At 58.6% G+C, this 11632-nt stretch carries 12 protein-coding genes; 8 read left to right on the forward strand and 4 right to left on the reverse strand.

Annotated features, from left to right (window positions below; genetic code table 11):
• Nucleotides 1-385 precede the first annotated feature (385 nt).
• From P9273_RS03910 to P9273_RS03945, 8 genes are all read left to right on the forward strand, one after another.
• The gene (locus tag P9273_RS03910; protein WP_278047705.1) at nucleotides 386-1771 is read left to right on the forward strand and encodes a CpaF family protein; all 1386 of its coding nucleotides are present in this window, start codon (nucleotides 386-388) and stop codon (nucleotides 1769-1771) included.
• A complete protein-coding gene (locus P9273_RS03915; protein ID WP_278047706.1) occupies nucleotides 1771-2742 on the forward strand; it encodes a type II secretion system F family protein in 972 nt (323 codons plus the stop codon). The genes P9273_RS03910 and P9273_RS03915 overlap by 1 nt, the downstream gene beginning before the upstream one ends.
• A 66-nt stretch (nucleotides 2743-2808) precedes the next feature.
• Nucleotides 2809-3708, forward strand: coding sequence for a type II secretion system F family protein (locus P9273_RS03920; RefSeq protein ID WP_278047797.1), 900 nt, complete (start codon nucleotides 2809-2811; stop codon nucleotides 3706-3708).
• Between the two features lie 52 nt (nucleotides 3709-3760).
• Nucleotides 3761-4303, forward strand: a complete 543-nt coding sequence (locus P9273_RS03925; protein WP_278047707.1) for a tetratricopeptide repeat protein — start codon at nucleotides 3761-3763, stop codon at nucleotides 4301-4303.
• Complete coding sequence (locus P9273_RS03930; protein WP_278047708.1) at nucleotides 4300-4827, forward strand: prepilin peptidase; 528 nt, start codon at nucleotides 4300-4302, stop codon at nucleotides 4825-4827. Before P9273_RS03925 ends, P9273_RS03930 begins: the two co-directional genes overlap by 4 nt.
• A gap of 96 nt (nucleotides 4828-4923) precedes the next feature.
• The gene (locus tag P9273_RS03935) at nucleotides 4924-5721 is read left to right on the forward strand and encodes a sterol desaturase family protein (protein WP_278047709.1); all 798 of its coding nucleotides are present in this window, start codon (nucleotides 4924-4926) and stop codon (nucleotides 5719-5721) included.
• On the forward strand, nucleotides 5693-6382 hold the full coding sequence (locus P9273_RS03940; RefSeq protein ID WP_278047710.1) for a methyltransferase family protein: 690 nt from the start codon (nucleotides 5693-5695) through the stop codon (nucleotides 6380-6382). Before P9273_RS03935 ends, P9273_RS03940 begins: the two co-directional genes overlap by 29 nt.
• A gap of 28 nt (nucleotides 6383-6410) precedes the next feature.
• A complete protein-coding gene (locus tag P9273_RS03945) occupies nucleotides 6411-7394 on the forward strand; it encodes a phosphatase PAP2 family protein (protein ID WP_278047711.1) in 984 nt (327 codons plus the stop codon).
• Between the two features lie 70 nt (nucleotides 7395-7464).
• Here P9273_RS03945 and P9273_RS03950 read toward each other — a convergent pair whose 3' ends face one another.
• From P9273_RS03950 to P9273_RS03965, 4 genes are all read right to left on the reverse strand, one after another.
• Complete coding sequence (locus P9273_RS03950; protein ID WP_278047712.1) at nucleotides 7465-7647, reverse strand: hypothetical protein; 183 nt, start codon at nucleotides 7645-7647, stop codon at nucleotides 7465-7467.
• A gap of 17 nt (nucleotides 7648-7664) precedes the next feature.
• Nucleotides 7665-8894 carry an ABC transporter substrate-binding protein gene (locus P9273_RS03955; protein WP_336619357.1) on the reverse strand — a complete coding sequence of 410 codons (1230 nt, stop codon included), beginning with the start codon at nucleotides 8892-8894 and terminating at the stop codon, nucleotides 7665-7667.
• 147 nt (nucleotides 8895-9041) lie between these two features.
• Nucleotides 9042-9410: a hypothetical protein gene (locus tag P9273_RS03960; protein ID WP_278047713.1), complete on the reverse strand. Its 369-nt coding sequence runs from the start codon at nucleotides 9408-9410 to the stop codon at nucleotides 9042-9044.
• A 74-nt stretch (nucleotides 9411-9484) separates the two neighbouring features.
• Nucleotides 9485-11632, reverse strand: a 2148-nt coding sequence (locus tag P9273_RS03965; protein ID WP_278047714.1) for a DUF5801 repeats-in-toxin domain-containing protein, incomplete at its 5' end; no start/stop codon positions are given.

An 11632-nucleotide genomic window follows, 5' to 3' on the forward strand; every position in this document is an offset into this window, starting at 1 on the left:
AAACAGATTAACGGTTCCTTAACCTTCAAATACTCGATTTTACGCTTCTTCAATTTAGACAACAGCTTGATTCGGCTCATTTTTCAAGCGATCTTAACCATTCATTCACAATTCGGCCACGCCAATGCCCCCAGGGCAACAACATTAGGTGCTTGGCATATTCCTTTATATCGAGCGAGTTAGCGGGAACTTCCGTTCGAGTTTCTGGCCAAAGGTCCTACGACTTTGGTCCGTTGGGCCGCGCTATGACGAATAAAATCGACTTCTTGAGTCTCGTATCTTAACTATGTCGCAAGTAATACGGCCGGTGTGTTCTCCAGGCCGCTTGTGCCGCTCGTGGTTAACGCTTAGTTTCGAACCCGGGGAAATGGCAGGGGCAAAGCCAATGTTAGGCCGCTTCATTAAAGGACAAGCCGAGACGCGCGTGCCGCAGGCAAATGCTGTAGCGCCATTGTCGCAACTTCAGCCAACGGAACCGAACGCCGACGTCGACAACTCCGACGAGGCGTTCCTTGCCTTGAAGGTCGACCTGCATCGACATTTGATTGACCGCTTCAATCTCGCGGCGCTGGAGTCTGCTTCTAAGGACGAGATTCTGGATGACATTCGTCCAATCGTCAGGGAATTTGTTCGCGCCCGAAATGTACCGCTGAATGCCCGGGAGCTCGATCAACTGACCAGCGACACGGCGGACGAGATGCTTGGGCTTGGGCCTATCGAGCCGTTGCTCAAGGACGAGTCCATTGCGGACATCTTGATCAATACCCACAAGCGGGTCTTCATTGAACGGCGCGGCGTTCTTGAAGAAACCTCCATCCGGTTTCGCGACGAGGCGCATCTCTTACGTGTGATCAACAAGATCGTCTCGGCCATTGGCAGGCGTGTCGATGAATCATCACCGATGGTTGATGCTCGCCTGGAAGACGGGTCGCGCGTGAACATCGCTGTGCGACCCATTTCGGTAGACGGCCCGCTGGTGTCTATCCGGAAATTTTCAAAACATCCCTATTCGCTTGAGCGGCTGATTGCCTTCAACTCGATCCGCCCGCCAATGGTCGATTTGCTGCGGATAGCCGTGCAGACACGCAAGTCGATCCTGGTTTCGGGGGGTACAGGTAGCGGCAAAACGACTCTGCTAAATGCATTGTCGAGCTATATCCCGTCAAAGGAGCGACTGGTCACGATCGAGGACGCGGCGGAACTGCAATTGCAGCAGCCGCATGTCGGACGTTTGGAAACCCGTCCACCCAATGTGGAAGGCAAGGGCGAGGTCCGTCAGCGCGAGTTGGTCAAGAATGCGTTGCGCATGCGGCCGGATCGCATCATCGTTGGCGAAGTGCGCGGCGAGGAAGCGTTCGACATGCTGCAAGCTATGAACACCGGCCATGAGGGGTCGATGACAACCATTCATGCCAACACGCCGCGCGATGCGATTTCGCGAATGGAGCAGATGGTCGGCATGGCCGGCATGCCGATGACGAACGACTCCATCCGGTCGCAAATCGCTTCGGCTATCGACATCATCGTGCAGACGCAGCGTCTTTCGGATGGCGGCCGGCGGGTGGTTTCCATCTCGGAGATCACCGGCATGGAAGGGAATGTGGTTCAACTCCAGGAAATCTACCATTTCGTTCGCCGCGATGTCGGCCCGGACGGCTCCATCATCGGCGATTTCCGGGCCACCGGGGTTCGCCCGCGATTTGCGCAGGAAGCTGCGACCTTGGGCCATCATTTCGGAAAAGACGCGTTCAATCCGCAGGTTCCGCTCTGATGCCGACCGGCCAAACCCTTCTCTATTTCATCTACGTCCTAGCAGCTGCGTCGGTCATCCTTGCCGCGGAGTCCTTCTACCTCTCCTTTGCGAGCAGGCGCGCGCGGGCAGGAGTGATCAACAGGCGCCTGCAGCGCCTAGGGGAAGCCGCCCCTGCAGAGCAGAGTCTGCAGAGCCTCCTTCAGGAGCGCGGCCTTACCGCTTCGGGAGACTTCATCTTTGGAGCGGTCGCTCTGAATCGCCTCTACACACAATCCGGCGTAACGGGCAACCCGCTCGCGTTTGGAGCGATGTTTTTGCTCGCCGGGCTCGTTCTTGCACTTATTTTGTCTTTGATCTTTGGTGCATCGATACTCCTTGCCATTGGCGCTTTCATTGTGGTGGGAGTAGTGCTGCCGCTTCTTGTGTTGCGAAGGGCGAGGAACAAGCGAATCAACAGATTCGCGGCTCAACTTCCTGATGCCCTCGACATGATTGTGCGTTCCCTGCGCGCTGGCCACCCGACCACGGTGGCTATTGGCTTGGTTGCGCGAGAGATGCCCGACCCTCTGGGAACCGAGTTCGGTATTGTCTCCGATGAGATCACATTTGGTTTGAGCCTCGAACAGGCGGTACGGAAGCTTTCCGAGAGAGTAGGGTTTGAGGGTCTGCATCTGCTATCGGTATCGCTCTCGATCCAGGCCAAGACTGGCGGCAACCTGACCGAGATCCTCTCGAACCTGGCCTCCGTCTTGCGCGAACGCCGGAAGCTGCGAATGAAGATACGGGCGCTCTCTGCCGAAGGGCGGATTTCGGCTTGGATCATCTCTCTTTTTCCGGTCTTCATGTTCGCGATTATGATGCTCGTCTCTCCTAGCTTCTACGGCGATGTTTGGGGAAGCCCGATAATATTGCCCGTTTTCCTGATTTTCGGGCTATGGGCTCTGCTGGGGGACTTTATCATGTATCGCATGGTCAATTTTGATTTCTGAGGAGCGTGAACAGACTTGCTGACCGGTATCGGGAATTCGCCAGTGTTGCTGTCGATCGCTGTCTTCATGGCGGCAGCGGCAATTTTTCTGCTGGCTGCGCTTATTATCCTGCCGGTCATTCAGACCAGAAGAATGGTATCTAGGGCTCTCCTATCCGAGGGTATAACCAACCGTCGTTCGCTGGGCGCGCAGCAAGAGCTCAATAGGATCTCTGCGCAGCGACCGGTTGACGCCTATTTTCGTGCCTTGGAAAAGGAGCGCGGCGAGCCAAATGCATTGGAAGCGAAGCTGTTTCGTGCTGGGTTCCACCAGTCGAGTGCTCCGGCTGTGTATACCATCTGTCGTCTGGGCTCCGTGTGCGTTGGCTTCCTGGCGAGCTACGCGCTGCTGTCCAATCTCTTGCCTCCACAATTGCCCAGCTTCCTCGCATTTGCAGGTTCGGCTCTTCTCGGGCTCGGCTGCATCGTCATTCCTGGTATCATGCTCGATCGATTTGAGAACGCTCAGAAGCAGGTCTATCGGCGTGGTTTCCCGGATTTCATGGATATGATGATCACATGTGCCGATGCAGGGATGAGCTTGGAGGCCGCGGTTGAGCGGGTTGGCACCGAACTCGCCGGTACGCACAAATGGCTGGGTATTCAGCTTTCGATTATGAATCTGCAGTTGCGTGCCGGCAAGCCACTGCGCGAGGCCCTCCGCGAATTGGCTGACCGAGTGGGCCTGGAAGAGGCTAGATCCTTGGCAGTGTTGTTCCGACAGTCTGAAGAACTCGGCACCAGCCTCACCGAAGCTCTGCGGGTCTACAGTGACGAAATGCGTTCGCAACGGATTTTGCGCGCGGAAGAGCAAGCCAACGCCTTGCCGGTCAAGATCATGATCCCCTTGGGTCTATGTATCTTCCCGGTGGTGATGATGGTGGTGATGCTTCCGGTTATCATCCGCATGAAGGGCATTTTCTTCTAGTTGAACATATGCTTTGGTCCTAATATGGGTCGGGGACTCGCGGGGACACCACATGAAGAAGCTGATTGCCGCCGCAACTGGCCTGTTGATGATAGCGCTTGCCGGCTGTCAGACGGACACCACCAGCGGCGTTGTGCGCACCAACGAACCGGCAAAAGGCGATTACACCGCCTTCGGCGATGCCTTCGACGGGCTGAAAACGGTCAGCGATGTCGACTACTACGCCTCGGACCAGGCGGTTACCGAGGCCAAGACCCAGTTCCGTTCCGAAAACTACGGCAACGCCGGCGCGCTGTTCTACAAGGCCACGCGGCTGGCACCCAATGACGGCGTCGCCTGGTTGGGTCTTGCAGCTTCTTGCGACCGCATCCGGCGCTTTGATCTCTCCGATATGGCCTACGGCCGGGCCTATAAGCTGCTCGGAGCGACGCCGGAATATTACAACAATGTCGGCTATTCCTATCTGCTGCGCGGCAAGCTGCAGGAGGCGCGAACCAATTTCCTCAAAGCCTACGAGCTCGCGCCCAACGATCCGACAGTGGCCAACAATCTGAAGCTGCTATCGTCCAGTGTGCGGAACATAGAGCGGTCATGAGCCTTTTGCTCGCGGTATCGCTGTCGCTCAGGGCACTGGCCATCCCGCTTCTTGGCAGAATAGCCTGGACCGATTTCACAACGCAGAAGATCGCCAACCGGGACGTGCTGCTGCTGATATGCCTCGGCCTCGGCTCGCTTCAGTTAGTGGCCTTGGTCGCCGGATCCTGGTGGGACATGGGACTGAGCGCACTCGCCGGCTTGCTATTGTTCGTCGTGCTCTTTCCGTTCTGGGCTTTACGCAAACTTGGCGCCGGCGATGTGAAGCTCATGGCTGTCATGCCGTTTTTGATTGGAGGCAGCGGTCTCGCCCTCTTTTCCATTCTGCTCTTGGTGCTCGCCTTTGCCACTGCCATAGTCATGAAATTTCCTTTCATGCTGCCGGAGGGTGCCTTTCGCGTCTACATCCAGCACCTTGACCGCAAGGGAGTTGTACCGTTTGGCGTGCCGATCGCCATCGCGGCAATCTGCACGATAGCGTTTGAAGTCCTGGTGGGAGCCAGCGCGTTCGTTAACCCGTTTTGACACAACGTGCCTATTCGTTATTAACCCTCCGGAAACCATTAGCTTGCGCTAAAGCTGCTGAAGTGGTTGAATCTTGACGGTCGGCGGGGTGGCCGTATGGATATCTTGAACCTTAAGAGTCTTTTGATCACGGCGCTGATCTTTGTGCCGATCGAGCATTTTTTCGCATTGCGACCGAGCCAAAGGATTTTCAGGAAGGCCTTCTTCAATGATCTGATTTACGCTGTGTTCAATGGCGTCCCTATAACCGTCGGCCTGATTGCAACAGTGACGCTGGCGACCAGCATCTTGGGATGGCTCGTACCAGCCTTTGTGGGCGCGGCGATTTCATCTCAGCCGGTTTGGCTCCAACTCCTCGAGATCATCGTCATCGCGGATATTGGCTTTTACTTCACACATCGGGCTTTCCACGCGATCCCGTTTCTTTGGAATTTCCACGCGGTTCATCATAGTATCGAGGAACTCGACTGGCTTGCAGGGCATAGGATCCATCCGGTCGATCAGATCCTGACCAAAAGTGCCTCGTTCGTCCCTGTCTACTTGTTAGGCTTTAGCGAGGAGTCGATTGCGCTATTTGTGTTCATTTTTCACGCCCACGCCTTGCTGCTGCACGCCAATGTACGGCTGAATGTCGGCCCGCTCCGGTGGTTCATAGCATCTCCTCAGTTTCATCATTGGCACCATGCGCGCGAACGCGCGGCCTATGACAAAAATTTTGCCGCGCAGCTTGCATTCATCGATGTCGTCTTCGGGACGATGCATCTTCCTGGCAAATTAGTGCCTGAGTGCTACGGCGTCGATGATCCCATCCCATCGCATTATGTTGAGCAATTGGCCTATCCGCTGCTCCCAAAAGGCAAGATCAATGAAGTTCCCTCCGCCAGAGATGCGTGATTTCATAGGTCGTGCCACGATGGCGCTATACTTTACGGTCTGCGCAACCTTGAAGGCAGCCGCAACAGCCGGAGAAATCGGCAATGCGGAGTGGACAGCGCCGTGGCTGATCGACATCGGAGCGAGTATAACGGCGCTCGGTTTCATGGTGCTCGTGGTTGTGACGACTGTGGCGCGGCTTCCGCCCGTAAGGACGGCCCAAGGAATCGAGCCACGCATTTCCGCCCTGATCGGTTGCTTCGCCACGATAACTCTGATCGCCGTTCCTCGTTTGCCAATAGCACCAAAGCTGGAGCTGATCGCCGATCTTGTTACGATTGTTGGTTTCTGCTTGTGCATCTGGTGCCTATGGTGGCTTGGTCGGTCGTTCAGCATTCTCGCGCAAGCAAGGCGGCTGGTTACGGCAGGTCCGTACCAGATGGTGCGCCATCCGCTCTACGCCTGCGAAGCTATAGTTCTGTTCGGCATCATTCTTCGAAATCCGACTTGGGTAACGATCACTGTAGGTGTCATAGTCCTTGCATTCCAATATCGCCGGATAGTGAACGAAGAAAAAATCTTGCGAGCTGCTTTTCCGCAGTATCAGGAATATGCGCGAATGGTTCCCATGCTGGTCCCTCGGTTTTCTACGACCGCGCTGATAGATTCTGGCACAGGTTAAATGGTCTTGCCTCAATTGGATTATGTTGATGGCATCGAGGCGTTATTTCTATACAACAATTATGACGACCGGCGTTTTTGCGTCTGTGGATTTGGTGTGGCTTGGCCGTTCTACTGTCAGCCTGTCCCCACTTAACTGGTCCGATTTCGCAACGGTTGCTGCCTGCGTCGCAGGGGCAGTTGTCGTCTCGCGGTTCGTCGAGTGGCGCCTGGCAACGGACGCTTCTCGAATGGCGCGGATAATCCGTAGAGCATCTGACTTTCTTCAAAGCCTCGCGCTTGTCACCGCAGCCTTTGTTCCTTTGGCGATCAGTACCACAATCTTTATGTATCTGGCGAGCGCAACGGAACGCCCTTTCGCCGATCCAACACTAGCTTCGATCGACATGTGGCTCGGCTTTGACTGGCAGCGATTTCTAGCTGCTACCAACAACGGAATTGTTGCTCCCGTGTTGAGCTTCGCTTATCACGCTCTTGGACCTCAATTGCCACTTGTCCTCTTGTGGCATGCGGTAACTAGGCGGAACGACAGAGCCATGGAGCTTGTTGCGCTGCTTGCCGTTTCGTCGTTATTTACGGGAGCGAGTATGGCAATTGTTCCGGCTGAGGGTGCTTACGCTTACTTCAGGCCAGCCGCCGAACAGTTCAATCACTTCACCGCCAAGGCCGGTGTATGGCATTACGACACCCTAATGGCATTGCGATCCGGCCAGCCGTTCGATCTAGTAGTAATCAAAAGCGATGGCTTAGTTACCTTTCCGTCATACCACACGGCGCTCGGCATCATGATCGTCTACGCGCTTCGGCGTTATCGTTGGCTGTTCTGGCCAGTGGGTTGCCTGAACGCCATAATGATCGTTAGTACGCTCCCGGAAGGCGGGCACCATCTGATCGATGTGATTGCCGGGACGATGGTTGGCATTGCTTCGATTCTTGTCGTCAGGAAGATCGGTTCCTATCATCTTCAGACAGCTCGTACGCCATCGACGGCGTACCCTGCAGCCGAGGCATAACGGTCTGCAACTCGTGCCCAGAGGTCTAGCTCGTTGGGGACTCAAGCGCTGTTGTCTACTTCTCCTAGCCTCAGCCGGCGTTTGGCCATGTCCATTGCTGTTCCGGACTTTTCTTGACAACAGGCGGACTTGGGTGTTCGCCGGAAACAGCCGGTTTCGGCGGCTCAAACATCAGCCACTCGAAGAGCGCGACAGCACCTGCACCCACCGTGCCAACAATCGCCAGAATGAGCAGCTTCCCGAGAAAACCCACGAAACCCGCCTCGCCCCTCAAAACCCCGCCGTCTGCTTCTCCACCAGCTTCAGCTTACCCTTCTCCACCTTGAAAAATGGCATCGATCTCTGGCTCGAGCCGTCGCTGCGGAAGCGGAACAGGCCGGTCGAGCCGCGGAAGCCGGTTGTGTTCTCCAGCACCTGCTTGTTGAAGCCGTCTGGGCCGGCCGCGCTCGCTATGCCCGCGCTCAGCGCCACCATGTCGTAGGCATAGGCGACATTGACGTCGGGCTGATACTTGTAGGTCGCCTTGAAGCGGTCGGCGATCGGCCCGGTCTCGCTCTCGTCGAGCGTCGCGATATAGGCGCCCTCGTAGAGCGGATCCATCGGGCGCTCCAGCCAGCGGTCGGTGCCGATCAGCGTCACCGCCTTACTGGGAATGCCTTTGGCCTTCAGCGCCGCCAGCACCGCCGTGGGGCTGCCGCCGCCGCAGGCGACGACCACGGCGTCGGGCGCCTCCACCAGCGAGCTCATGTCCGACACCACCTTCGCGCCGCCGTCGGTCGGCGAATAGGGCAGCGTCACCGCAAGTGTGGCGCCATAGATGCTGAGCGCGTTGGCGACCCGGGATTCAACCGGGCTTGAGTCGGCGCCCGCCGGCACCATCAGCACGAATTTCCTGGCGCCCTTGCTGGCGATTGCCGCCGCGCCCGCCGCCGCGCTGTCGGCCTCGCTGAGCCGCACGGAATAGACGCCGGGGCCGCCGGCGAAATTGTCGGCCAGCGCCAGCACCGGCGGCCGCTTGGAGCCGGAGAGCTTGGCAAGGTGCTGCGCGGCCGCAAGCTCGGACGGCCCGATGACCGCCTTGGCCGTGCCCGAGGTGATCGCCTTCACCGCGAGGTCTTTCGCGTAGCCGCTGTCGCCGCGCGTATCCTCGATCGTCAGCGTCAGAAGCTTGTCGCCGAGATCGGCCATCGCGAGGCGCGCGCCGTCATACATCTTTCGGCCGTTCTCGCCCGTGCTTCCGGGCGCTGAAAGCGGCAGCAGCATGGCGACCCTGGTCGGCCCCGTGCCGAGCGTCAGCTGGGCCTTGGCGGCGGCGGCCGAGGTCGGGCCGCCCGAAGTCGCGCTGCCCGAGGTCTCGACGCTTGCTTGCTGGGCGGACGCCACGGCAGCGCCCGCCTGGCCGGCGGGTGCCGCGATCGCCGATGGATCGAGCACGTCCGACGATCCGTTCTTGGACTGGCATCCGGACGCTGCCGCCGCAATGGCAAAGGCCAGGGCCAAGGCTCGCCACCGCTCGCGTCGGAGATCAGTTGTCGGCATCCCGCCGGCATGCGCGGCAGCCGCCGGCGTCGTCGCGCACGCGTCCGCCTCCACCCTGGCTTTCATCGTCGTCATTGCAAACGGTCGGCGCGGCGCACGCCCGTCAGCTCAGTGCATGTACTCGACCATGCGGTCGTGGAAGCATTCGCATTTGTTGAGCGTGTCTTCGTCCTTGTAGTTCGTCTTGAGGTAGCCATAGGCCATGCCGCAGGCGACCTTGGCTTCCGAGGCCCAGACGAAGGCGGGACGCGACGAGTTGATCCATTCCGGGCTGTTGGCGACGGCGACCGATTCGTCCATCAGCTTCACCACATGGTCCTTGAGCTCGACCATGTTGTCGGTCAGCACCAGGTCCGATGTGCCGACGGTGTGGCAATAATTCACCGCCGGCTCGCCGATGATATCGGCGGCGAAGCCCGTCGACCCGGCCAGCAGCAGCGCCGCGGCCGAAGCCAGCAATCTTGCGGAATGTTTCATGTAAGCCCCTCTTCGAATTGCGAATTCATGTGTTGCTTATGCATAGCATGGAAGCGTGGCTTTGCGCCACGCCCTTAAACCACGTTCGCCGTTGTCGTGTGCGTATGCGCACCGTCATCGTAGAGCAGCGTGATCGTGTTGGCGGCGGGCAGATTGGTCAGTTGCGCAACGTCGACGAAGTTGGCGCCGCCGGTCACACCGTTGACGTCGACGCTCAAGGTTCCGGTCGCCTGGTTGTAGTTCACATAGTCGCCGATGTTTTCCGACCCTGTCTTGAACAACGATGTCAGGTCGATCACATCACCTTCGCCACCATTGTAGTCGGTGATGAGATCCTTGATGTCGATGTGGTCGAGCTTGAACGTGTCGGCGCCGCTGCCGCCCGTCAGCGTATCCTGGCCAAGACCGCCAACGAGGGTGTCGTTGCCGCCCCCGCCATTGATCGTGTCGTTGCCGGCGCCACCGGCGAGATAGTTGTTACCGGCGTTGCCGAACAAGAAGTCGTTGCCCGCGCCCCCGATAAGCCCTTCTATGCCAGTCAGGCTGTCGCCGGTCGCGTCGCCGCCGCCAATAGTGCCGGCCGCGGGGTTGTTGAACGTTCCCGGCGCGCCGGATGCGTGGCCATCGTCGGCGAGGTGGATGGATACCGCCGCCACGCTTCCGGTGTAGTCGGCAATATCGGTCCCGGCTCCGCCCGCGATCGTGTCGGTATGCGTGCTCCCGGCGATCACATCGTTCACCGTTCCAGCGAACCCGTTCAGAGTATAGTTGCCGCCCGAACCCGCAGCCACCTGATGGATGTCCAACCCTTGGATGGCACTCACGTCGCCATCCTTATCGACCGCGCTCACCTGGAAATGGTAGTTCGAATCGCTCGGCAGGATCGTCTGGGAGATGCCAACGCTTTCAAGACGCAGCTTTGAGCCTGGATCGCCAGTGATCGAGATCACGTTGAAGTCGATTGATGGGTCGATGATGAGGTGGCCATTCGTGAGAGTTGCCGTGCCACTTTCCGTCTGTCCCGTCCCGGTATTCGTCGCCGTCCAATGCACTGAACCGGAGCTGTTGTTGCCGGCAGTGAAATCGAGAGCGCTGATATAGCGAGGATTGAGCGAAGGAGCGTCATTTCCGGGTGTTCCGGAGGTGTGAAATTCCATGGTGAAGTTTTCACCATTTTCGACGAACTGGTCGCTCACACCGAAGCCTTGTGTGGAAGAATTGACACCGTTTCCGTTGCCGGTGAATTCCACCAGGCCGTCAGGTGTCTCAAGGAACGGAGTCGGACCACCCGCGCTCAAGCCCGTCAAGGTTTGAGTCACGCTCGTCGCCGCTTGCGGCGTGATGAGGTCGAACTCATACGTGCCATCCGGCCTAACCGTAAGATCGAAGACCTCGGTTGCACCCGACATCGCGTGGAGGACGGTTGTACCGTCCGCCGTGTGTGACGTCGTGTAGGTGATACCGGCAATCACGGGACCAGTAATGTTGAAGTGATCGAGGCCGTCGGCACCTGCCGAAATTGAGAACAGACCGCTGACGGCTCCGACCTCGTTCGGGATCGTGCCGGGGGTGAAGGAGCCGAGAGTTGGGCCGTCGTCATGGAAGTTGAGCGAGTTGCCGATGTTGAGCGTCTGTGAAGCCGTGTCGCCATCGGCGTCGGTCACCGTAGCCGTCAGCGTCACTAGGCTGGCCGCCGACAGCGTCACGTTGTCATCCGGATTGCTGGCGTTTGGATGCACCACGGCGCGCTGTTGGTCGAGCGTGACATTGCCCGAGGCGTCGGTCGAGACCGTGAACACGATCGCGCCACCCGGGCCGGCCCGGCCGACCACTTGGCCGCCCTCAAGACTCAGCACCACCGCCTGGCCAGTCGCCGTGTCGGTCAGTCCAGTCGCTCCGGCATTGAAGCCCACCGTATAGGTCACTGTTCCGGCACCATCGGCGCCGAAGCTTGACGTGAAAGCGCCGGCGAAGCTCTTGCTATCGTTGACCGCCAGATTGCTTTCGTCCACGGTCAGGGAGACGGCTATCCCGCTCAGGGCAATTGAGGGGCCGTCATCGAGGAAGGTGACGGCGCCGCCGATGTCGATGGCGCCGGTGCTGGCGGTGTCGCCGTCGGCGTCCGTCACCGTCGCCGTCACGGCGATCTTGCCGGCAAGGTTGAGCGCGTCGTTGTAGGCGGCAGCCGTCGAGCCGTCGACCAGGTGTTCGAGCGCGACGTT

Origin of the sequence: Mesorhizobium sp. WSM4935, from assembly GCF_029625735.1 — a bacterium.
GTDB lineage: Bacteria > Pseudomonadota > Alphaproteobacteria > Rhizobiales > Rhizobiaceae > Mesorhizobium.